Source organism: Pseudoalteromonas luteoviolacea (assembly GCF_001750165.1).
Lineage (GTDB): Bacteria > Pseudomonadota > Gammaproteobacteria > Enterobacterales > Alteromonadaceae > Pseudoalteromonas > Pseudoalteromonas luteoviolacea_G.
The window spans coordinates 1129011-1153041 of record NZ_CP015411.1; the positions used below are offsets into that span (position 1 = coordinate 1129011).

The 24031-nt window shown below is 42.1% G+C and carries 20 protein-coding genes; 9 read left to right on the forward strand and 11 right to left on the reverse strand.

Annotated features, from left to right (window positions below):
• Nucleotides 1-457: 457 nt before the first annotated feature.
• The 4 genes from S4054249_RS04840 to S4054249_RS04855 are packed head-to-tail and all read left to right on the forward strand — an operon-like array spanning nt 458 to nt 5078.
• Nucleotides 458-1462: a Fe(3+) ABC transporter substrate-binding protein gene (locus tag S4054249_RS04840; RefSeq protein ID WP_046354431.1), complete on the forward strand. Its 1005-nt coding sequence runs from the start codon at nt 458-460 to the stop codon at nt 1460-1462.
• On the forward strand, nt 1462-3093 hold the full coding sequence (locus S4054249_RS04845; protein WP_046354430.1) for an ABC transporter permease: 1632 nt from the start codon (nt 1462-1464) through the stop codon (nt 3091-3093). The genes S4054249_RS04840 and S4054249_RS04845 overlap by 1 nt, the downstream gene beginning before the upstream one ends.
• Nucleotides 3093-4124, forward strand: a complete 1032-nt coding sequence (locus S4054249_RS04850) for an ABC transporter ATP-binding protein (RefSeq protein WP_046354429.1) — start codon at nt 3093-3095, stop codon at nt 4122-4124. The genes S4054249_RS04845 and S4054249_RS04850 overlap by 1 nt, the downstream gene beginning before the upstream one ends.
• Before the next feature lie 24 nt (nt 4125-4148).
• On the forward strand, nt 4149-5078 hold the full coding sequence (locus S4054249_RS04855; RefSeq protein WP_046354428.1) for a Dyp-type peroxidase: 930 nt from the start codon (nt 4149-4151) through the stop codon (nt 5076-5078).
• Between the two features lie 2 nt (nt 5079-5080).
• Here S4054249_RS04855 and argR read toward each other — a convergent pair whose 3' ends face one another.
• Nucleotides 5081-5548, reverse strand: a complete 468-nt coding sequence (gene argR / locus S4054249_RS04860; RefSeq protein WP_046354427.1) for a transcriptional regulator ArgR — start codon at nt 5546-5548, stop codon at nt 5081-5083.
• A gap of 241 nt (nt 5549-5789) precedes the next feature.
• Here argR and mdh point away from each other — a divergent pair, with 241 nt between their 5' ends.
• The gene (mdh, locus tag S4054249_RS04865; protein WP_046354426.1) at nt 5790-6725 is read left to right on the forward strand and encodes a malate dehydrogenase; all 936 of its coding nucleotides are present in this window, start codon (nt 5790-5792) and stop codon (nt 6723-6725) included.
• A 124-nt stretch (nt 6726-6849) separates the two neighbouring features.
• On the opposite strand, the gene serA is transcribed toward mdh, so the two are convergent.
• From serA to S4054249_RS04890, 5 genes are all read right to left on the reverse strand, one after another.
• On the reverse strand, nt 6850-8079 hold the full coding sequence (serA, locus tag S4054249_RS04870) for a phosphoglycerate dehydrogenase (protein WP_046354425.1): 1230 nt from the start codon (nt 8077-8079) through the stop codon (nt 6850-6852).
• 12 nt (nt 8080-8091) lie between these two features.
• Nucleotides 8092-8745: a ribose-5-phosphate isomerase RpiA gene (gene rpiA / locus S4054249_RS04875; protein WP_046354424.1), complete on the reverse strand. Its 654-nt coding sequence runs from the start codon at nt 8743-8745 to the stop codon at nt 8092-8094.
• A gap of 109 nt (nt 8746-8854) precedes the next feature.
• Nucleotides 8855-9475: a 5-formyltetrahydrofolate cyclo-ligase gene (locus tag S4054249_RS04880; protein ID WP_046354423.1), complete on the reverse strand. Its 621-nt coding sequence runs from the start codon at nt 9473-9475 to the stop codon at nt 8855-8857.
• Entirely contained in the window at nt 9475-10017 is a 543-nt protein-coding gene (locus S4054249_RS04885; protein ID WP_046354422.1) for a hypothetical protein, read from the reverse strand. The genes S4054249_RS04880 and S4054249_RS04885 overlap by 1 nt, the downstream gene beginning before the upstream one ends.
• A gap of 197 nt (nt 10018-10214) precedes the next feature.
• Complete coding sequence (locus S4054249_RS04890; RefSeq protein ID WP_046354421.1) at nt 10215-11738, reverse strand: S10 family peptidase; 1524 nt, start codon at nt 11736-11738, stop codon at nt 10215-10217.
• 246 nt (nt 11739-11984) lie between these two features.
• On the opposite strand from S4054249_RS04890, the gene S4054249_RS04895 reads away from it, so the two are divergent.
• The 4 genes from S4054249_RS04895 to mrcB all read left to right on the forward strand — a co-directional run bounded on the left by S4054249_RS04895 (nt 11985) and on the right by mrcB (nt 17397).
• Nucleotides 11985-13253, forward strand: a complete 1269-nt coding sequence (locus tag S4054249_RS04895; RefSeq protein WP_046354420.1) for a GGDEF domain-containing response regulator — start codon at nt 11985-11987, stop codon at nt 13251-13253.
• 131 nt (nt 13254-13384) lie between these two features.
• Nucleotides 13385-13723 carry a P-II family nitrogen regulator gene (locus tag S4054249_RS04900; RefSeq protein ID WP_039611707.1) on the forward strand — a complete coding sequence of 113 codons (339 nt, stop codon included), beginning with the start codon at nt 13385-13387 and terminating at the stop codon, nt 13721-13723.
• A gap of 10 nt (nt 13724-13733) precedes the next feature.
• Nucleotides 13734-14963 carry an ammonium transporter gene (locus S4054249_RS04905; RefSeq protein WP_046354419.1) on the forward strand — a complete coding sequence of 410 codons (1230 nt, stop codon included), beginning with the start codon at nt 13734-13736 and terminating at the stop codon, nt 14961-14963.
• 109 nt (nt 14964-15072) lie between these two features.
• Nucleotides 15073-17397 carry a penicillin-binding protein 1B gene (gene mrcB, locus S4054249_RS04910; protein WP_046354418.1) on the forward strand — a complete coding sequence of 775 codons (2325 nt, stop codon included), beginning with the start codon at nt 15073-15075 and terminating at the stop codon, nt 17395-17397.
• 3 nt (nt 17398-17400) lie between these two features.
• On the opposite strand, the gene S4054249_RS04915 is transcribed toward mrcB, so the two are convergent.
• The 5 genes from S4054249_RS04915 to S4054249_RS04935 all read right to left on the reverse strand — a co-directional run bounded on the left by S4054249_RS04915 (nt 17401) and on the right by S4054249_RS04935 (nt 23967).
• Nucleotides 17401-19242 (reverse strand): methyl-accepting chemotaxis protein, encoded by a 1842-nt coding sequence (locus S4054249_RS04915; RefSeq protein WP_046354417.1) that lies wholly within the window; start codon nt 19240-19242, stop codon nt 17401-17403.
• Nucleotides 19243-19359: 117 nt separating this feature from the next.
• Nucleotides 19360-20646 carry a glutamate-1-semialdehyde 2,1-aminomutase gene (gene hemL / locus S4054249_RS04920; RefSeq protein WP_046354416.1) on the reverse strand — a complete coding sequence of 429 codons (1287 nt, stop codon included), beginning with the start codon at nt 20644-20646 and terminating at the stop codon, nt 19360-19362.
• A gap of 16 nt (nt 20647-20662) precedes the next feature.
• Complete coding sequence (locus S4054249_RS04925; RefSeq protein WP_039611702.1) at nt 20663-21679, reverse strand: aspartate carbamoyltransferase; 1017 nt, start codon at nt 21677-21679, stop codon at nt 20663-20665.
• 149 nt (nt 21680-21828) lie between these two features.
• Entirely contained in the window at nt 21829-22263 is a 435-nt protein-coding gene (locus S4054249_RS04930) for a CopD family protein (protein WP_046354415.1), read from the reverse strand.
• 21 nt (nt 22264-22284) lie between these two features.
• The gene (locus tag S4054249_RS04935) at nt 22285-23967 is read right to left on the reverse strand and encodes a chloride channel protein (protein ID WP_046354414.1); all 1683 of its coding nucleotides are present in this window, start codon (nt 23965-23967) and stop codon (nt 22285-22287) included.
• Nucleotides 23968-24031: the final 64 nt, after the last annotated feature.

Genomic DNA, 24031 nt, shown 5'->3' on the forward strand with positions numbered 1-24031 from the left:
CTAATTCCATCTAGTCCTGACATCCTAGAATTTGAACATCCTTACTTAAATATTTACATCCTGCAAATACATCATTATCCGAGTTCCATATTCCAATAAAGGGAATCAATCCATGCAATGCGTTTTACATCCTTTTTCCTTGCAGTGCCTCTCCCTAAGAGACAAATACAGTATATGTCGGTTTAAGCTGTAAAACATTGGCTTGAAGATTATTAAAAAACGACTATGTTCTATTTAATAAATAAAAATTATTAAATAACAATGAGTTCTTAATTTTATGGCGGTTAAATCTATAGTAGATTACTCGATTTCTACAGACAGAGTGAGATATCTCTTACAGATAAATTGTCTATATGCGGTAATAATAATTTTAGACGCTCGAGTCACTGGGCTGTAATTTATGTATAATCGCGCTAGAATTAGTTGATAATAATAATTGTTTGGATTTGGAGTCTTCATGAAACGAGCTATCGCCACATTATTGACCGCTGTGACCTGCATGCCAGCTTTCGCAGCAGATGAAGTAAATATCTATTCATTTCGCCAGCCATTTTTAATTCAACCTATCCTTGATGATTTTACCAAACAGACAGGGATAAAGACGAATGTTGTTTTTGCAAAAAAAGGGTTAATAGAACGCGTCAAAAGAGAGGGTAAGCACTCTCGAGCAGATTTGGTTCTGACTTCAAATTTCAGTGCTATGATTCAGTTGGAAGATTTAGGGTTAACTCAAAAGATCGCCAGTAAAGCTGTTGAAAGTAATATCCCAGCGTCATTTAGAGACCCAGATGGTCAGTGGGTTGCATTGACCAAGCGTGTACGCAATGTATATTCGTCGAAAGTTAGGCTTGGTAAATTAGAAGCGCTGAGTTATGAAGAGCTAGCAGATCCAAAGTACAAGGGGAAAATTTGTACTCGTTCGGGTAAACACCCTTATAATTTAGGCTTAGTGGCTTCAATGATTGCGCACCACGGTGAGACTGAAACCAAAGAGTGGCTAGTTGGTGTAAAGAAAAATTTAGCGCGTAAACCTCAAGGCAATGACCGAGCGCAAGTGAAAGCTGTAAAAGAGGGCTTGTGTGATATTGCGTTGGGCAATAGTTATTACTTCGGCAAGATGATGACAGATGAAAAACAAAAATCTTGGGCAGACTCTGTTTATATCAATTTCCCGAATCAAAAGAACCGAGGATCTCATTTAAATGTCTCCGGTGTTGTTCTAACCAAGTACGCAAAAAATAAAGAAAATGCCTTGAAACTTATAGAGTTTATGACGGACAATAAGGCTCAGAATATGTATGCATCGACGAATATGGAATATCCGGTGAAGCCGGGCGTCGAATTATCGAAAATGGTAGCGTCCTGGGGAGCGTTTAAGGAAGACAGCTTACCACTTGCTGAAATTAGTAAATACCGTCCGTTGGCTCTTAAGCTAATTGATGAGGTAAAATTTGACCTTTAATGCAGCTAAAAAATAAACTGTCTAATTGGCAGATAACAGCGTGGGTGATTGGCCTTTGCCTATCCACCCCGCTGGCGTTTCTCATTTTTGAATCATTGCAAGGAGAATCTGAAGTATTCTCACACCTGTGGAATACCGTTCTTTGGGATTACATTAGCAATACGGTTTGGCTGATAGTCGGTGTATTGTTACTCAGTGCCTTAATTGCACTTCCTCTTGGTTGGCTAACTGCATATTGTCATTTCCCTGGTAAGCGAATATTTGAATGGGCACTCATGCTGCCGCTCGCTATGCCCACCTATATCATTGCCTATGTTTATACTGATTTGCTTGACTATGCAGGCCCCGTTCAAATTTTTTTGAGGGACTGGTTTGGGTGGACAAGCCCGGATGACTATTGGTTTTTTGATATTCGAACATTGCCTGGTGCTATAGTGATGATAGCACTGGTACTTTATCCTTATTTATATTTGATTTTTAAAACAGCACTTAGAGAGCAGTCTTTTAAATTAGTTCAGGCAAGTCAGCTTATGGGCTTATCGCCATTTCAAAGCTTTCTCAAAGTGAGTCTGCCATTATCTCGTGGCGCCATTGTCGCTGCACTTGCTCTGATAAGTATGGAAACCATGGCAGATTTCGCAACGGTGCATTATTTTGCGGTTAGCACGCTCACCACTGCAGTGTATGACACTTGGTTGGGTTATTACTCACTTACGGCTGCCGCGAAAATTTCAGGTATTATGCTACTGTTTTTATTTGTGGCACTGTCACTAGAAAAAATGAGTCGTAAAAGCAAAGTGGTGCATGAGAGACAAAGTAGTGTAAACGACACCAGTTTATACAAACTGAGCGGCAAAAGCGGTTGGTTGGCGACTTTATTTTGTACTTTGGTATTGATCTTGGCGTTTTTTATCCCTGTTGGTGTATTACTTAGTTACGCGATTGACTATTTTGACCAAGCTTGGAATGACGCATTTTTTAACTATGCATGGCAAAGCTTGAAGATCAGTCTGTATGTCAGTGTTATTGCAATTTTCTTAAGTATTTTAGTGGTGTTTTATCAGCGAATTGGGGAGCAAAAATCAAAGGGCTTTCCCGGCAAAGTCGCTAGTATGGGATATGCGTTACCCGGTACAGTGTTAGCAATAGCTGTTTTACTGCCATTGACTTTATTCGACGACTATTTAAACCGATGGTTGGACGGCACTGGACTGGAGCCAGGGCTGTTATTTAGCGGTACTATCTTTGCTTTAGTATTTGCTTATGTTGTGCGTTTTTACGCCATTGCACAAGGTGCAGTAGAGGCGAGTTTTGTGCGGATCAGTCCTAGTATTGATATGGCGAGCGCCTCTTTAGGGAAAAATAATTTACAGACCTTAGGTCGCGTACACATCCCGCTATTGAAGCGTGGTATATTGACAGCTGGATTATTGGTGTTTATTGAGTGCATGAAAGAGTTGCCAGCAGCCCTGCTGCTTCGGCCCTTCAATTTCGAAACGCTTGCAACGCATGTTTTTCAGTTTGTCAGCGATGAACAGCTAGAACTGGCTTCCATTTCAGCTTTGTTTATCGTTTTGGTTGGATTAATTCCTCTTTATTTAGTTAACCGCTCAATGGAGCAGCAATCATAATGTACAGCCTTGCAATTGAATCTCTGCAATATAGTTACGACGGACATGCCGTGATTGACAATCTTGATTTGCAGGTGAAAGAAAATGAAATCGTCTGTTTATTGGGGGCCAGTGGGTGCGGTAAAACGACGACTCTTAAAGCCATTGCGGGTTTGATCAGGCCTCAGCAAGGTGTAATAACTATCGGCCAGAACAGAGTGAATGACGGCAAACACTTTGTTGCTCCGCAACATCGCAATGTAGGAATGATGTTTCAGGACTATGCTTTATTTCCGCATCTCACCGTTGCACAAAATGTGGCATTTGGTTTAGGGAAATTAAGTCGTGAAGAAAAGCAGTCTCGTGTATCAGAAATGCTAGAACTTGTGCATTTAGGTGCCTATGCAGCACGTTTTCCACATGAGTTGTCGGGTGGCCAGCAGCAAAGAGTTGCTATCGCAAGAGCATTGGCTTATCGCCCGAGTTTGCTGCTTTTAGATGAACCATTTTCGAATATAGACGCACAAGTTCGCTTTCAGTTGATCAGCGATATAAGAAGTATTATTAAAGATCAAAAGGTGTCTGCTATCTTCGTTAGTCACTCGAAAGATGAGGCTTTTGCCTTTTCTGATAGGTTAGCCATCATGCATCAAGGTCAAATAGCTCAGCTAGGGTGCCCTACGGAGTTATTTCATCAGCCTAAGAATCAAGTCGTGGCTGAATTTTTAGGGCAGGGTATTTACCTTGACGCAACTCATGCTGGAAATGGCGCATTTAGTACTCAGTTTGGACAAGTGAATTCATTAACGCAACAAAGTGACTCAGAGCATAAAGGCAAAATATTTGTTCGACCAAGCCATATTGAATTGTTCAATACAGACTATGGTGAAATCAAAGTTAATCAAGAGAGATTTGTAGGTACAGAGTATTTATATGCTATCGAATTACAAGGTCAGCAACTGGAAATAGCTAAGCCTGCGGATAATCCGCTTGATTTGTCTAAACCTATCTCTTTAAAAATTAAGCCTCATGCGGTAAATTTCTTTTCTTAGCGTGATTAATGATAAGGAAAACGTATGGCCCAACCGCAATCGGGGATTTGTGCAGAAGCAAACCTACATGGCTTACATTTATTTTTCAATGTACTTGAAGGACAAGATGAAGCTGTACGAGAAGCGTTGGCACAGGCCGGTCGATTACAAGATGAGCTAAGCGACCGGTTTTCTGAGTCAATGCTCAGTAGCTTTGTAGCAATTGGCGCTCAGTATTGGCCACATATTTACCCAGAGTTTATACCGCCTGAATTAAAAAGTTTTCCTCATATCCGCTCCACCGATCACTTAATTCATAGTCAGCCTTTCGATTTATTATATGTTATTCGTTCAGACAGAGAAGATGTAAATCACCTATTTGCACAAAGTGTGTTACATATGCTTTGTGGCTGTGTTGAATTAGTTGCTCATGTTCGCGGGTTCCGTTTTTTGGATGGGCGGAATTTTAATGGCTTTATTTACGCCAGTGAGTCACCGCATGGTCGGTTTAAGCGTAAAGTCGCATTGGTAGATAACCCCGAAGGTATGGATCATCAAGGTAGCTATATCCATATTCAAAGAGTGAAGTTTGATTTGGCTCGGTGGCAGCAGCTTTCAATTGCAGAGCAAGAAGCGTTAATGGGGCGTACCCGGTTAGACAATAAACTGATTGAGCCTAAAGCTGCATTTAGTCATGCAAGTCGAGCTGAGTTGAAAGATGCACAGGGGATGGTGTTATTGTTAGATCAAAGCATGCCATTTGGGGATGTATTTGAGCAAGGAAGCATTAACCTGAGCTGTGCGGCACACGGCAATGCATTTGAAACCGTGTTAATGAGTCGATTTGGTTTATTGTCTGGCCAAGAATGTTATGACCCGTTACTTGATTATTCGGAAGCAGATATGGGGGCGTCTTTTTTTGCACCATCTTTGCAGTTTTTGACAGAGATGGCGCAGATAATGAGAGACGGCTAAGTTTATACGTTATCAAATAACGTTTTTACTTTATCTAAAGTCGCGTCAATCTCAGATATTTTCGCTGGTGCAATAAAAATTGTATCATCTCCAGCGATTGTACCTAGCACACCATCAGCACTACCTAGTGAGTCAAGTAATCGCGCTATTAGTTGTGCTGCACCTGGGCTTGTTCTGATGATGATCATCATTTCATTGTGCATGATATCAATAACTAGCTGTCTCAGAGGGCTCTTGGCAGTTGGTACACCCATTTCAGCAGGTAGGCAATAAACCATTTCTTGTTTGGCATTTCTGGTTCGCACTGCGCCAAACTTACTTAACATACGTGATACTTTACTTTGGCTAATATTATCAAAGCCTTGATCTTTAAGCGCATCAACTATTTCGCCCTGAGAACCAAAGTTTTCTTCTCTTAAAAGTGCTTTAAAAGCTTTAACTAAGGCTTCTTGTTTGTCTTGCGCTTGCATATACATCTCTTCTATTAATTTTGATTGTCCGATTCTACACAAATCCTAACCGTTACCCAAATTTTCACGATGGAGTAATTTTCAAGGTGTATCGTAAAGACAAATTGCAAAAAGTTGTCTCTTGTTTACAACTATAGTCGAAAAAATCTTGAAAATAACGCGGATAAATTTGTCTTTACCCTCGCTTTTCATTATCTTTACAGCACACAAAATTCCTACCTTCAATATATGGAGAATTATAATGAAAGTTGCTGTATTAGGTGCCGCTGGTGGTATCGGTCAAGCATTGTCACTTCTGCTTAAAAACGGTTTGCCTGCAGGCTCTGAGCTAGCACTATACGATGTTGCACCAGTTGTTCCAGGTGTTGCTGTTGATCTTTCTCACATCCCAACTGCTGTGTCAGTTGCAGGTTACGGAAAAGATGACTTAGATCCTGCACTTGCAGGCGCAGACATCGTTTTGATCCCAGCTGGTATGCCACGTAAGCCTGGTATGGACCGTGCGGATCTGTTCAATGTGAACGCGAGTATCGTTAGAACTCTAGCTGAAGGTATCGTTAAAAACTGCCCTAAGGCGTTTGTTGGTATCATCACAAACCCAGTAAACGGCACTGTTCCGATTGTACGTGAAGTATTCAAAAAAGCAGGTACTTACGATGCTGCTCGCGTTTTCGGTGTAACAACACTAGATGTTATCCGTGCTGAAACATTCATTGCAGAGCTTAAAGGCCTAGACGTGTCAGAAGTAAAAGTACCTGTTATCGGTGGTCACTCTGGTACAACAATTCTACCTCTTCTTTCTCAAGTTGAAGGTGTAGAGTTCTCTGATGAGGAAGTTGCTTCTCTTACTACGCGTATCCAAAACGCAGGTACTGAAGTTGTTGAAGCAAAAGCAGGTGGTGGTTCTGCAACACTTTCAATGGGTGCAGCTGCAGCACGTTTCTGCTTCTCACTTGTTAAAGGTCTTCAAGGCGAAGAAAACGTATTTGAGTACGCGTACGTTGAAGGTAACACAGGCGATGCAGAATTCTTTGCACAGCCTATCCGTCTTGGTAAAAATGGCGTTGAAGAGCTATTACCATACGGCGAGCTAAGCGCTTTTGAGCAAAAAGCAAAAGACGACATGTTAGCGACGCTTGAAAAAGACATTAAAGAAGGTGTTGATTTCATGGCTTAATGCCTAGAAATAACCCTGAAAAAAGCTGCTTTTAAAGCAGCTTTTTTATTTGACCTGACTTGTTAAATAAGTCATTAAAAAACCGGCAGTTTGCCGGTTTTTTTGTAAATTCTTGTATTAAACATTAATGTAAAATACGTGCTCTGATCGTACCCTCAACAGCGCTTAGTTCTTTCAACGCAACTTCTGAGTGGTCACTATCAACATCAATCACGACATAACCAATACAATCGTCTGTTTGCAGGTATTGAGCAGCGATATTAATGCCATGTTGAGCAAACGCTTGGTTAATCTGCGTGAGTACACCAGGTCTATTTTCGTGCACATGCAATAAGCGACTGCGGTTAGAGAGTTCAGGCAGTGATACTTCAGGAAAGTTGACCGCTGTGACGGTTGAGCCATTATCTGAGTATTTAGTTAATTTACCCGCCACTTCAATACCGATATTTTCTTGCGCTTCTTGGGTTGAACCACCTACATGCGGTGTCAAAATGACGTTGTCGAACTCTCTGAGTGGAGAAACAAACTCTTCGTCATTTGACTTAGGCTCAACTGGGAATACATCGATGGCAGCGCCAGCGAGCTTTTCATGTTGTAGCGCTTCAGCCAGTGCATCAATATCCACAACGGTACCTCGTGATGCATTGATCAGTATTGCGCCTTGTTTCATGACTTCAATTTCAGCCATGCCAATTAAGTTTTTGGTCTGTGGTGTTTCTGGTACATGCAAACTGATCACATCTGCGCGCTGCAGTAGTTGTGTGAGGTTTTGTACTTGCTGCGCGTTACCGAGAGTGAGCTTGTCCTCGATGTCATAAAACTCGACTTTCATGCCAATATTCTCTGCCATGATGCCAAGTTGCGTACCTATGTGGCCATATCCAATGATACCGAGTGTTTTGCCACGCGCTTCGAAAGAGCCGATTGCTGATTTAAACCACTGGCCTCGATGTGCCATAGCATTGCGTTTTGGAATACCGCGAAACAGCAGTAAGATCTCGCCAAGTACTAACTCTGCGACTGAACGTGTATTAGAAAACGGTGCGTTAAAGACGGCAATACCACGGCGTTTAGCTGCATCTAAATCGACTTGGTTAGTACCAATACAAAAACAGCCGACAGCAACGAGCTTCTCTGCCGCGTTTAGTACATTTTCAGATAGGTGAGTACGTGAGCGTATACCAACAAAATGCACATGTTTGATACGCTCGATTAATTCACTTTCAGGTAGCGATGTCTTGAGGTACTCGATATTACTGTAACCATTGCGCTTTAATGTTTCGACAGCACTTTGGTGCACACCTTCTAACAATAATATTTTAATTTTATCTTTAGACAAAGATACCTTACTCATGACTCATTCCTATTACCTAGTTTGTGGACCTTGTGGTGTCCCTGTAATTACAGTGTTTGCACCTCGGTGAGCAAAAAGCCCATTAGTGACAACACCGACGATTTGGTTGATCTGCTCTTCTAATGCTTTCGGATCTGTAATATTTAATCCATGCACGTCTAAAATGACGTTGCCGTTATCTGTAGTGACCCCATGACGGTAAACTGGGTCTCCACCTAGTTTTAGCAATTCTCTTGCAACATAGCTGCGTGCCATTGGAATAACTTCTACTGGCAGCGGAAAGTTACCCAACGTGCTAACATGCTTGCTCTGGTCAACAATACATACGAACTTTTTTGCAACCGCAGCAACGATTTTTTCGCGTGTAAGTGCAGCGCCACCGCCTTTTATCATGTGGCCATGTTCGTTGATTTCATCAGCACCATCTACATACACATCTAGCTGTGTAACATCATTCAGTTCAAAAACTTCAATACCGAGTGCTTTCAGTTTTTCAGTTGATGCTTCTGAGCTAGAGACCGCGCCTTTAATGTCATCTTTAACACTGCCCAAAGCATCAATAAAGTGATTCACAGTAGAACCTGTGCCCACACCGACAATGGTATTTTCTTCTACATGCTCTAGTGCTGCCCAAGCAGCCGCTTTTTTCATTTCATCTTGTGTCATAACGTAATCACTTTGTTGTCTTTAAGTTGGTTGAGATTATACGCTTAAACACTCGAATTGTATGACAAATAATTACTCTCTTAAGCGTGAATTTTAGGAACCAATAAATTTAGCGCCACTGGTAATATTGGCTAGGCGTCAATATTGCGGGTAAAGGTACATCCCATGCTTCAATCGGAAGTTGACTGACCTTCTGGCAGTCATGTGCTAATCCGATTAACCTAGGCTTGCTCCACCCTTGATTATAATAATTGGCAAGTGTTCGGTCGTAATAACCGCCACCCATACCTAACCTATTACCCTGTTCGTCAAATGCGACTAATGGCATTAACAAATAATCCAACTGCTCTATTGGGCAAATTTCATTACAATTCAATTTAGGTTCTAAGATAGCATAGCGGTTTTGGCTCATGGTTGAGTTTTTTTCATATCTTTGGAATAGCAAAGTAGTGCCGCTAAAGGGATGGATTACAGGCAGGTAAACGTCCACCATACTATCCCAAAGTGTTTGAATTAAAAGGGTTGTTCTAAGTTCTCCATCATTGGGTAAGTAGACCCCAATACGGGTGCTTTTTTGGGGTTTTATATGTTGAATAAAATTAATATTTAAATCATATTCAGCTTTAGTTTGAAAATTTTCATCCAAAGAATTTCTTTTTTTTCGTACGGATATACGAATATTTTTTCTAACTTGCGCTTTTTCTATGTCGCAACTTGAATTTTCTTTCATTAGAGCTGTACCATTTCAGGGAAAGCTAAGCTGAAGCCCAATATAATGAGTAAGATAAATAAAATGGTAAGCAGTGTATAAAGTAGCTTTTTGGACTTTGGTTTAGGCTCGGTATCTAAGTCAAGTTCATCAAAGAGCTCATCACTTTGCCATTGGTTGTCTTCTTTTTCTTCACCACTTTTGTTTTGTCCATCTACTCGTTGCTCAAGCTCTTCTAGCTTTTCTTCAATTCTAATTAGGCTACTGGTGATATAATCAAGGGCTTCAAATACTCGTTCGTTTGCTGCATTATTGGCGGCAGGTGAGCTTGGCATATCGCTTTGCTGAGGCTGTACTTTGCTTTGAAATCCATAAATGGCTAGTAGCTTAGCCTGCTTTAAGCACTTATTTTTATCAGTTGCACCAAATAGCGGTTTCCCCTGTGTAAATGCAACAACTTTTTTCTTTGATACGCCTAACTTTGTGGCTAAGCTTTCCATCGCATTTTGGCTGTCTGTATCAGCATTAAATCCGACAAAAACAACTCTAAATTGGTCACTCATAGATGATCTCATTTTTTTCTAATAGGAAGAGTATACCCAAAAAGCCATCGGAAGCATTGAATAAATCTACGAGAGTGGCTTATTGCAATTGACCAGAATTGGCTTTGTGCTACTTGTGGGTAACGGATGGAATAAATGAGGTGATACACAGAGAAATTGGAATAAAAAGTGGAGGGGAGTCCTCCACTTCGAAAGGGTTAATATTTAGCAGCTTGACCAGATTTAGGCAAAGCTTGCAAAATAAACTCTCTTAAGTCTTCGTTTGAGAGTCTCAGGTCTTCATAGCGCAGATACATCATATGACCGGAGCGATAACCTTTAAAACTCAGCCTATCTTTCATTTTACCGCTTGGATCTAAGTGCCATAAATTGTACTTACCATCGAAATAGTTAGTTGCGCCGTCGTAATACCCTGACTGAACCATCACATGTAAATAAGGGTTTTGCGCCATCGCTAAACGTAAACGTTCACCAACATTATTCTTTGTTCTGTCCCATGGGTGGACAGAGCCAAACATATTGTATTTTATATCTGTTTTGTAATTGAGTTCTTGGCGGAAATAGTGATTGATAGCTGGTGTAAATGAATGCAACCAAGAAGTGAGTTCTGGCCAGTAATCAGGGATGTCACCTGCAGCACGTTTATCGATACCCAAATACCTTGAGTCAAGTCTGCCGATGGTTAACTCTCTATCACGAAGCAGTTCTTTCCAAAATGCTGCAGCTGGGATATCTAAGTTATTTTGTGCGACAAACAGCTCAGATAAACCAGAATACTTGGCAACTTGAGCGGTAACGTCTTGTTTTTCTTTATCACTGATCATCGCGCCTTTAGCAAGCGCAGGGAGATAGGTATTAAGTGTATAAGCTTCTACCTCTTCTAACAATTCAAGTAAGTCTTTATTTTGAAGTTGGTTATCTAATGCCTTGTGGTACCATGCTGTTGCCGCAAAATAAGGTAAGCGATTAGCCGCTTTAACAGGACCATCACGTTTGATCCCAATATCTGTAGGAGAAACCAAAATCACACCGTTCAAATACATCCATTGCTGATTTTGTAATTCATGAGCAAGCCCTGCAACACGAGTTGTACCGTAGCTTTCACCAATTAAAAACTTGGGAGAGAGTGCTCTATCGTGGCGATTAATAAATGTATTGAGCCACGCTGCTAGGTATTTTACGTCAGCATTGACGCCAAAAAACTGCTTTTGTTGGAATTCTTTGCTAGGCATTTTGCCTTGTTTGTCTGGCAATACTCGTGAATAACCAGTATTAACGGGGTTTACAAAAACAATATCGGTTGTGTCTAGAACAGAGTAAGGGTTATCTTTTAGACCATACGGTTGCATCGGGTAGCCTTCATCGTCTATTTTGAGCACTCGCGGTCCTGTATAAGCAATGTGCATCCAAACTGACGCGGAACCGGGTCCACCATTGAATGAAATAAGCAGCGGTCGCTTTGCTATGTCCTTTACTTTATCTTTTTTGTAGTAGGTATAATGCAAAGAAGCAATTGGGTGGCCTTCGTTATCCCACAATGGCTGTGTGCCCGTTGATACGGAGTAGTTTAGCTTTGAGCCATTGATGGTTGTTTTATGTTTTGTTGTGACCTGATGATCTATGTCAAAGCTTAATTGGCCGTGTGGATTACTATTGGCACTGCTGAGCGCACTGATACACAGTAATACTAGACCTGATATAATTTTAGGTACAGCTGTCATGGGGTTCCTCGGTATTCTCTTCCAGCTTACATTTAAAGCTTTTTTAATGCTGAATTCAAAGTCAATGAGACTAAACAGCAATAATTGCAGCCCATTACAATTTGTTTACCATTTAGGGGCGATGCAGGTTTTTTTTGTCACAAAAATCGCGTATATTTCACCCTTATGTCTGTAGTATTAAAGTATTTAGCTCTGTTAAATTCTTGTTTAGCTACGCTCTCACTGTAGTCATTAGAGAAAGTTTCTATGCAAAAAGTATTAATTGTTGAAGATAGTAAGGTTGTTCAACAGATCTTACGCCATTTGGCATCACAATATTTAAATGTCGACATAGACTTTGCTTGGTCTCTCAAGGAAAGTAAAGCGCTACTTGCGAGTAATCGCTACACTTTAGCCTTGGTAGATTTAACATTGCCTGATGCAATGGACGCTGAAGTGGTGCAATTAACTTTAAGCCATAACGTGCCTACAGTTGTTCTGACTTCTAAAATTGATGAATACAGTCGACAACAAATGCTTGAAATGGGAGTGGTCGACTATGTCATCAAAGATAACCGTGACTCGTACTTATATGCAATAAAACTTGTGAGCCGGTTACTGCGTAACCAAGGCTGCAAAGCACTGATTGCTGATGACTCAATGATTAGCCGGGCGGTTATGAGGCAAATGCTAGAAAAACAGCTATTCACCGTTTTTGAAGCACAAGACGGTGAGCAAGCACTTACTATGCTTAAAGCTGATCATGAAGTAAAACTGCTATTAACTGACTATGCTATGCCAACGATGGATGGCTTCGAATTAGTAAAAGCTGTTCGCAACTTCCGCGGTAGAGATGATTTGGCCATTGTTGGATTGTCTGGTGCAGGAACTCATGGGTTGTCTGCAAAGTTCATTAAATACGGTGCAAATGACTTTCTGATGAAGCCATTTATGAATGAAGAATTCCATTGCCGTGTAATGCAAACCATGGAACAGCTTAACTTGATTGCTGAGATAAAAGACTATGCTCATAGGGATTACCTAACCGGTCTATATAATCGACGTTATTTTTGCCAGCAAATGGACCGCTTACTAAAAACAGGGCTGGACCACAGCTGTTTGGCTTTACTTGACCTCGATCTCTTTAAAGAGATCAATGATCAATATGGTCATTTAGGTGGGGATAGTATTCTTACACAAGTGGCGCAGCTACTGAATGAGTCATTTTCTGATAGCTTAGTATCACGAGTTGGTGGTGAAGAATTCGCCGTACTGTTGGCCGAAAGTGATATGCGTAAAGCGAAAGCGGCTTTTGATAATTTTCGTATGAAGTTTGCAGATAACGTTTTCCATGTGGATGAGCATCGACTGCGATGTACCCTAAGCATTGGAATTGCAAAATGTGAGTTTTCAACTTTAAGCGAAGTAATGCGTCATGCAGATAAGGCTTTATATCAAGCCAAAGCGCAGGGTCGCAATAGTGCTGTTACCGCTTGCACCAAATCAAACAAAATAATTGAACAGTGCACCACCTAAGTGCATTTTTTAATCTTTTTTTCTTCTTTGTAATCATATCTTACTGATAAATATTAACTTATCTTTTTGGCATAAAGGTTGGATTGTGTATTCCATCAACAATAGGAATCACTCTCCATTGGAGGCCAACAATGAAAATGATAAGTGCGATAATCAAGCCTTTTAAATTAGACGAAGTGCGAGAAGCACTTGCCGAACTTGGGATAGAGGGCATGACCGTGGTCGATGTTAAAGGATTTGGTCGACAACGAGGTCATACTGAACTGTACCGAGGAGCAGAATACCAAGTCGACTTTATCCCCAAAATTAAAATTGAAATTGCGACTCACAGTGAAAACTGCCAACGCGTCGTCGACACCTTAACACAAGCAGCAAACACCGGAAAAATAGGCGATGGCAAGATCTTCGTTTATGACCTAGAGCAAATCGTGCGGATCCGCACGGGTGAATTAGACGAAGAAGCTATTTGAGGAGCACCTGATGGATAACACAATCATAGAATTACAATTTTCACTCAATACTTTTTATTTTTTAATATCAGGTGTCTTAGTGATGTGGATGGCCGCAGGTTTTGCCATGCTTGAGGCTGGTTTGGTGAGATCGAAAAACACCACTGAAATTCTGACTAAAAATATTGCGCTCTACGCTATCGCATGCACCATGTATTTACTGATTGGCTACAATATAATGTATGTGGGTAACTCAGAAGGTGGCTTTGTGCCCAGTTTTGGCACCTTGATCGGTGAAGCATCCGCCGATGCAGATCACGCGCTTGAATCTGACTTTTTCTTCCAAGTAGTATTTGTTGCGACGGCGATGTCTATCGTATCTGGTGCAGTTGCTGAAAGAATGAAGTTATGGGCATTTTTGTTATTTACAGTGGTACTTACTGGGCTTATCTATCCAATTCAGGGCTATTGGAGTTGGGGAGCTGGCTTCTTATCTGAATTAGAGTTTGTTGACTTTGCAGGTTCTGCCATAGTGCATGGCGCAGGAGCTGCAGCTGCATTGGCTGGTGTACTCTTGTTAGGTGCTAGAAAAGGAAAGTATGGCAAGCATGGAGAGATCTACCCAATCCCAGGTTCTAATTTACCACTAGCAACGCTTGGCACATTTATTTTGTGGATGGGTTGGTTTGGATTTAATGGCGGATCGCAGCTCTTTTTAGCGGATAAAGAAAATGCGATTGCGGTGAGCCAGATCATGCTCAATACCAATGCAGCCGCAGCCGCAGGCGCAATTTCAGCGCTGTTAGTCTGTAAAATCATGTGGAAAAAAGCTGATTTAACAATGATTTTGAATGGTGCATTAGCAGGTCTTGTAACGATTACGGCGGAGCCTGCTTCTCCAACACCTCTGTTAGCTTGTATTCTTGGTGCGCTTGGCGGCAGTTTAGTGGTGTTTAGTATTGTCACACTAGACAAACTGAAAATTGATGACCCTGTCGGCGCAATTTCTGTACACGGGGTGTGTGGCTGTCTAGGGGTGATGATGGTACCGTTTTCTAATAGTGATGCTAACTTCATATCACAACTAATTGGACTGGTTTCGATTCTAGGCTTTGTTTTTGTCACATCATACTTAGTATGGGCGCTGTTGAAAAAAACCATGGGGATCAGAGTGACTGAAGAAGAGGAGCTCAGTGGCATGGATCAACACGACTGTGGTGTGGATGCTTACCCTGAATTTGTCACAATACGGAATCACTAGTTTGTAAGCACTTAAAAAAGCAGGCGTCAGCCTGCTTTTTTAGTTTCAGTGACAGTTAATCTAAGTTAATCTAGCATCATTGTAATTAAGGTAAATATCGCTTCGGTAAATGTCAGAGAAAAAACGTACTCCTGCAAATAAATCAAAGCCAAAACGGTCCACGAAAAAAGCACCTAACCCTAAAAAAATGTCATTAAAGCAGCGTCTTGGATTATTTAAATCAAGAGTGTTGCAAACACTTTGGGCATTAATATGGAAAGGTGGCCTTGCTGTTTGTTGTGCGGTGGCAATGTATGTTGTTTATCTAGACGCCAAAGTAAGCAAGCAATTTGAAGGAAATAAGTGGCAATTGCCTGTGCAAGTCTATGCGCGGGCTATGTCATTTTATCCGGATCAATATCTTTCTGAGGAAGAAGTGGTTTGGGAGTTAGAACGGCTTAATTATTCAAGGGTTAATAGAATAAAAGGAACTGGCCAATATCTCATTCAAGGACGTACTATCACCATTTTCCGGCGAGCATTTGAGTTTTATGAAGGTGCAGAGTCATCACGGGTCTTCACGCTGAACTTTGCGGGTAAGAAATTGGCAAATATCGTTGATGAAAGTGGCCGACGTATTTCTGGTGAACGACTAGAGCCTGTGCAAATTGCACGTATTGGAAATGAGACAAATCAAGATCGTGAATTTGTGCCATTGGCTAAATTTCCTAATGTGTTAAAGCAAGCACTTTTAGCAGTAGAAGACCGTAACTTTTATGAACATCATGGGGTGTCTGTTTGGTCAATCATGCGAGCATTATACAGCAATATACGCGCAGGCCGCACGGTACAAGGTGGCAGTACGTTGACACAGCAGCTGGCAAAAAACTTTTATCTTACTCGCGAGCGCTCAATCATTCGAAAAATAAATGAGGCGTTTATCGCTTTAATCTTGGATTACAGATATAGCAAAGATGAAATTTTAGAAGCCTACCTTAATGAGGTTTATTTAGGGCAAGCTTACAATCAGGGCGTGCATGGTATGGGTTTGGCTTCGGAGTTTTATTTTGCAAAACCCGTTGATGAATTAGAGTTCGACCAAATCGCACTATTAGTGGCGATGGTGAAAGGGCCTTCGTTTTACAATCCGCGCAGGTATGCTGAGCGGACTATGGAGCGTAGAGACTTAGTACTGCGTCTGATGGCAGAAAATGGCATTATCACAACCACTGAATATCGTCAGGCACTGGAGCGTCAAATTGAGATCCAGCCTTTGAAGGAGAGTCTGCTACAGTCCTATCCAGGCTATCTGGAGTTAGTGAATAGAGAGCTAAAAAATTTAGTCCCTAGTGACGATATTATTCACGCAGGTGTGCGGATCTTTACGTATTTTGAGTTGCAAAAACAAAGCGCGATGGAAGAGGCTATCGTGTCAGGGTTACCGTATTTGGAGCGCCGTTTTGGTACCTCGGGATTAGAAGTTGCGATGATCTCTGTGAATGCAGAAAAGTCAGGCGTCTCAGCTTTGGTTGCAGGCAGACAAATGCGATTTTCTGGCTTTAACCGTGTATTAGACACTAAACGGAGTGTGGGCTCGTTGGTTAAGCCAGCGATTTATTTGACGGCTTTGCAGCAGGACTATGATTTAGGGACATTGATTGAGGATGCCCCTTTGCAAGTGACTGATGCTTCAGGTAAAACATGGTCACCGGAAAATTTTGACCATAAATTTAGAGGGCAGGTACCTTTATATGAAGCATTTAGTAAAAGCTTGAATATACCAGCGGTAAATCTAGGTTTAGACGTGGGGGTGCATCAAGTCGCAGATACAATGATGGAACTTGGTATACAGAGCGATATTCCAACTTATCCTTCGATGTTATTGGGAGCTGTTGAGCTATCAAGCTTTGACGTTGCGCAAATGTACACTACGTTGGCTGCTAATGGCCGTTACAGTGAACTAACCAGTATTTCTGCGATCACTGATTCTGCCGGTAAGACGCTATATAAGCATCGTCCAGAACGCACACAGCGTTTCGATCCTGTTTCTGTATATATGACTAAATATGGTCTGAAACGAGTGACAAAAAGTGGTACTGGTAAGCGCTTAAATAAACACTTTCCCTCGATACAACTTGCAGGTAAAACTGGAACGAGTAATGACATGCGAGATAGCTGGTTCACTGGCTTTGATCAAAACACAGTTACAGTGACATGGATTGGGCGTGATGATAATAAACCTGCTAAGTTAACTGGTGGTCGAGGAGCACTTGAGCTTTATATTCGTTATTTGAAACCGCTTAACCCACAAGCCATAGTCGATGAACGACCCGAAGGCGTTAAGTGGGCGTTTGTTAATAAGCAAACGGGCAAGCAAGCTGCGCCACATTGCGGCCCAGCGATACAATTGCCACTGCGAGCGGAGCTCTTTAATCCAAAACCTAACTGTCAGTGATGATTAAGTTCTAAACTGACTCATCGCTGATTTTAAGTTGGCAGCCATGCTACTGAGCTGATGTGCATCATCTTGAGTGGCTTCTGCAGAACCCAAAGTGTGCTCTGCAAGGTCACTGATTTCACTGGACTCTGAGAGAGCTTGTTGTGTTGCTTGCGTTTGTTGCTGAACAAGCTCTCTAATGACATGCCCTTGCTGATCAATATCGGTCATGCTTTGCTCTGCTGCACTTAAGATTTGATTAGTTTGGGTAGCTGCTGTCACGCCTCTCTCCATCTTTTCAACACTGCTAAGCATTTTTTGCTGTGTATCATTTGAGGCGTTTTGCAATGATTTGATGATGGTGTGGATCTCTTCAGTTTGTTGCTGTGTGCGTTTTGCTAATGTGCGCACTTCATCAGCAACTACGGCAAAACCGCGTCCTTGTTCACCTGCACGGGCAGCTTCAATTGCCGCATTGAGCGCAAGTAAATTCGTTTGCTCAGCAATTTCACTTATCCCTAAACTTACTTTACTGATGTTTTGGCTATCTTGAGCCAGTTTATCTAAGGCGAGTCGACTTTCTTCAAATTCACTTTGTAGTACCGTCATATGTTGTGCAAGCTCTGTGGTATTAAGGCTGCCCTGTTTAACTTGTTCAGCAGCGGTACTTGCAAGTTCTGTAGCATGTTGCGCCGAGGTTTCAACTGAGTCCGCTGCACTTGCCATTTCAGACAAAGCAGCATGTATACCAGAGATTTTGATTTGCTGTTGCGCCACATCATGGCGTGTATCTTGGCTAATGTGACTCAGTTTATCTGTGGCATGGTGCAAGTCGCTGGTGGTATTGTGCACATCACCAAGCAGCTCGGTAAAGGCATCGAGTACTCGGTTGTATTGAGCGACGATGTCATTGAGCTCATCACTTCCGTGGGAGGTTGCACGAGCACGCAGGTCACCTTGTGCTGCACGCTGTGCTGATTGTGAAAACTCAGAAATAGTGTCTACGACTGCGAAATAAAATCCAAGCATCAGATAAAGCGCGATGGATAAACTGAGAATAGACGCGGCAGCTACTAAATTACGAATAGTTTGCTCTCTTTCTAGTTTTTCTTGCAGCATTGCTTTAAGCGTAGGCAGCGCGGCTTCTACTAAGTCTTGTGTCTTCCGTTGAACATTGCGGTGTGCAGTTGAAAACGCACCAGCTGTCAGTTCAATATCATCTGGGTCGAGCAGTTTGGTTTTAATTGATTGCTGATAGCTATCTAGTGCTGCATTAAGCGCGTTAATTTGCGTCGACAACTGCTGTTTTACGAACTGGCTCTCTAATGCAGCGACTTCTAACTTATCGAGTAGTTGCGATTTTACGATGGGTAGTGCCTTGTTGAGGTTAGACAGTGCAATGAAGGAGTCTGGCGTAAATCGACCACGGCTAATTATCCCATTGGCTTGTTCCGCAATATCGTTGATCTGATACACAACCTTTGGCAGAGATTCGACTAATGAACGATTTAAGTAAGAGCGACTTAAGTCATTATCGATGGCTAATTTGGATACGATAGAGACTTGCTCCAACGGTGTGTTCGAAGCTTTTGAGTTGACAGAAAAGCCACTTTGGGCAAGTAATCTTTGGTTATCTTGTTGTCTGTCATTAATAATATTTTCCAACAGTTTTGGATAGAGATTGAGCCCTTGCTGCTGTTGTTGGCTGACTTGAATTGAGTGAGTCAACGTTGAATTAAGAAAAAACAGACTCAATGCCAGTGGTAAGAGCAAAATACCAAAAACGAGGCTAATTTTTGTTTTGTATTTTAGTTGCGCCATGAATGCGATGGCGGGGCTACATAGTGATCTGAGTCCTGTCATAATTTAAGTCTTTGTTATTGAGTCACGAGATAGAGACCTTAGTAATTCAAAGAATAGTTCAAAGGAAAAGAAATTTTTTTTCAAGATGAAAAAAAAGCCCGCGAGGGGCTTTTTTATTTAAGCAAGAAGTTTTGCGAAAGCGCGGTCTGCAGCAGCAATGGTGTTCTCAATATCCTCATCGCTGTGCATCGTGCTGACAAAGCCTGCCTCAAACGCAGATGGTGCAAGATACACACCTTCTTCTAGCATCAAATGGAAGAAGCGCTTGAACCTTTCTAGGTCACACTCAGTCGCTTGTTGGTACGTATCAACGCGCTCTGCTGAAGTGAAAAAGAAGCCAAACATGCCGCCGGCATAGTTAGTTGTCAGTGGAATACCGTGTTTTTCTGCTGCGGTTTGAAACCCAGCACACAGGGCTTTGCTCTTTGCTTCTAACGTTTCATGTAAGTTAGGCTCAGAGAGTAGTTCAAGTGCTTTAAGGCCTGCTGCCATTGCAATTGGGTTTCCAGAAAGTGTACCAGCTTGATAAACAGGTCCTACAGGCGCGATGTAGTCCATGATTTCACGTTTACCACCAAAAGCGCCTACTGGCATACCGCCCCCGATCACTTTACCTAAGCAAGTTAGATCTGGTTCGATATTGTAATAAGCTTGTGCACCCCCAAGGGCAACGCGGAAGCCAGTCATCACTTCATCGAAAATAAGCACTGACTTGTGCTCATCACATATTGCACGAAGACCTTCTAAAAAACCTTCAACAGGCGGAATACAGTTCATATTGCCAGCAACAGGTTCAACGATGATACAGGCGATTTCGTCTTTATACTCTTCAAAAATCGCTTTGACTTCATCTAACTTATTAAATGATACCGTTAGCGTATGTTTAGCAAAGTCAGCTGGAATACCCGGTGAATTTGGTACGCCCATTGTTAGTGCACCAGAGCCTGCTTTCACTAATAAGGAGTCCGCATGACCATGATAGCAGCCTTCGAATTTTAAAATTTTATCTCTGCCAGTGAAACCTCGAGCAAGGCGGATCGCACTCATCGTTGCTTCGGTACCAGAGCTCACCATACGAACTTTTTCGATTGACGGAACAAGCTCTTTGACTTTCTCAGCCATTAATATTTCTGTTTCGGTAGGCGCGCCGTAGCTCAGTCCATTCTCAACAGCTTCTAGTACTGCTTGTTTTATTTCTGGGTGGTTGTGGCCAAGGATCATCGGCCCCCACGAGCCAACATAATCAATGTAACGATTATTGTCAGCGTCAAAGGTAAATGGACCTTCTGCTTTAGTGATGAATAATGGTGTGCCACCCACTCCATTAAATGCCCTTACTGGTGAGTTGACGCCTCCCGGGATGGAGGTTTGTGCACGCTCAAATAAGTCTTGGCTAATTGTCATAATGTATCCTTTTTGATTAACTTTGGCGTTTTCTACTGAACCAAGGTACGTTGGTTTCGTACTGCTGTACTTTGTTTTCAACGCCGAGTGTCAGTGCGAAAAGCGCCATACGGATCAGTACACCGTTTTGTACTTGTCTGAAAATTGCCAAGTTATCATTACTATTTAAATCGTTGTCCAGTTCATTTGCATCACTGCGGCTGTCTCTAGGCAATGGGTGCATTAACACTGACTCAGGCTTACAGTGTGCGTCGTAGATTGCTTGGCTTATTCTGAAGCCTCCACGGTACTTATTTGCTTCTTCTTGAGAAGGGAAGCGCTCTTCTTGAATACGCGTTTGGTAAACGATATCAGCAGCTAGATTGCCTTCCATTTGAGACACTAGCTCGATTTGGTGTCCAGCATTAGAGACTGCATCTAAGACATAATCTGGCATTTGCAAGCCATCTGGCGCAACCATTGAGAACTTGATATTTTTATAATGGCAGAGAAGCTTAGATAGGGAATGCACGGTTCTGCCGTACTTCAGATCACCCACTAGTGCGATATGCATGCCATCAACAGTTCGGTCGAAGCGGCTAAGCTCTCGGTCAATCGTTAATAAATCTAACAATGCTTGTGTTGGGTGCTCATTGGGTCCATCACCGCCATTCAAAACAGGTACATCTGAGCCTGTGGCGAATTCAGCCACGCTGCCTGCATCAGGGTGGCGCATGGCAACAGCGTCAGCATATGCGGAAATAACACGCGCTGTATCATATAAGGATTCACCTTTAGCTAATGCAGAGCTTTGCATGCCTGTGGTTTCTCTTACTAACCCACCTAATAAGTTAAATGCAGTACCAAAACTGACACGGGTACGAGTGCTTGGCTCAAAGAATAAATTTGCCAGTACAGCACCTTCAAGCACTTGAGTACGCTTATGCTTTTTAGCATAAGGTTCCATGCGTTTGGCAACGTCAAAAATTAATTCAATGGCTTCTCTATCGAGTTGATTGACAGAAAGGATGTTTTCACCTTGGAAACTTAGCATGCGGCGATTCCTAATCACAGATTGACAACAGGAGGCAAGGGTGCGCTCCTAACCGAGATAACCTTGGCAACGCAGGTTACTGGAACGATATGATAGCATAATTGCGCGTCAACAGGAGAGTATGACGGCATGATACCGTCATATTTATATTAAAAAAGAGGCTTCAACACTGCGAGTAAGATGATGGGCAGTAATAAGAACACCGGAAACTCATTAAAGAAGCGATAAAACCGCGTGCTGCGAATATTTCTATCGTGCTTGAAGTCGGCTAGCAGCTTGAAGCAATAGGCATGATAAATATAAAGAATAATGACAAACACTAATTTATAGTGCAGCCACATATTATACTTGAACCACTCTCTACCGTACTCCACGATAGTCAGTACACCAAAGACGGTGGTTAAAACTGCGAATGGAGTAACAAAGTAAAGTAGCCTTCGCTCCATAACTTTCAGCATGGCAGAGCAGGCTTTTTCTTCTGTCATGGTGTGATAGATAAATAACCGTGGCAGATAAAAAATGCCAGCGAACCACGCGACCATAAAAAATATGTGCAAAGCTTTGTAAATCAGCAAAGCGCTCATAATGCCCCTTATTATTCTTGCTTAAAGTAAACTGTTTCTCATTGTGAGGATGTGACGCAATTTGTCCCAGCGCACAACCCCCATTATTTGTAAGCTATCTTTTTGGTTGTAAACATAGACTGCGCCCGAGCGCTTGTCTTTTAAGATTTCAAATGCCTCAGCCAATGTTGCTTGGGTACTGAGACCTTGTAGTGGCAAATACTTAATTGTTGCACTGTCATCAGATACCAAGGTTAAATCATACTCTGCTAGACGGTAGCCATTTTCTTCATCGTAAGTAATGAGTGGTGTTTGGCTATCTACAGCGCTGAGTGTTGTCTTAATTTGTTCTGGGTCATTTGAGTACAGCAATTTAAAGTCTTCTTCCATCTCTTCGACGACTCCGACTTTTTGCAGTGCTTCTTTGGCTGGCGAAACTTGATATGGCAAGCCCTGAAAGTCAAGTTGCTGAATAAAAATTGAGCGATTGCCAAAGACTTGCAATGCGGTAACGTAAGCCGTGGAGATCACCAACATGGCAGGTACAACAATTTGTGGGTTTGAGGTCAGCTCCATTACCGCTGTCAAAGCTGCCAATGGGGCATGTAAAGTTGCGGCTAAAAGCCCCGCCATACCAAGTACACCATAGGTACCAGCAACATTGGCGTCTGGTGAAATAAATTGCGCAAAAAATGCCATAAGTGTGCCCATGATAACACCAAGCCCTATAACCGGACCTATTAATCCGCCGGGAATACCCAGTCCAATTGCAAACAAGGTGGCGAGTAGTTTGGCAATAAAAATAGTCGTGAGTAACTGCAAATTGTCTGGAGTTTCAACGGCAAGTTTAATGGCGCTCATACCTGAACCCATCGCCTCTGGTACCATATAACCTATTAACCCTGCAATTAAACCTGCAAGCAGTAAACGTGGAAACATACTTATAGGTTTAAACGTTTTGATAATTAACATCAGGTTTTGATTGAATGCAAAAGCTATAGCTCCGAGAGCAAATCCACAAATGATGAGGTAGGGATAGTGCCAAAAGCTGAGCATTTCAATTTGGATAAGAGAGAGCTCTGATACATTACCAAACACAAATTGTGTTGCTAAAGCACCTGTAACAGCTGCCAGCATAATTGGTACGAAAATATGAATTTTATACTCTCTGAGTACCACTTCCATAACAAAAATAACAGCGGCTAAGGGCGTGTTAAATGAGGCGGCGATGCCGGCAGCAACACCACATCCGGCAAGAGTTCTTGCTGCGTTATGAGGTAAGTGTAAACGCTCAGTCAGAACACTTGCGCCGGTTGCTCCCATATGCACGGATGGTCCTTCACGCCCAACGGAAAAACCACAAATCAAAGCAATTCCGCCGCCAAAAAATTGGTTTACAGAGTTCCAAATTGGCATGTGGCCATAATGGTGTTTTATTCGGTTAATAACAAAGGGAATACCAAGTCTGTAGTGTTTAAACCCAGTTAAGTTTGCAAACAGCGCAATGACTAAAGCGGCCCCAACAGGAAGTAGCAACCTTTGATGTTCTGCTAAAGATGTAAAATCATCGTGGCTTTCAAGAAAGGTTGATTGGACAAGTTCGATCATTAAACGAAACAAGATGATTAAAACCGCAGCAATCAACCCAGCACATACGCCTAGTAAGCAAAGTTGGGCAGAAGTTCTAGGTTGTGCAAGGCGTCGCCTAACTTGATCAAGTGTCATAATTTAATGCTTGGGTATAAGGTTCAACAGTATTTTATCAAAAGAATAATACTAAGTCCCTGAC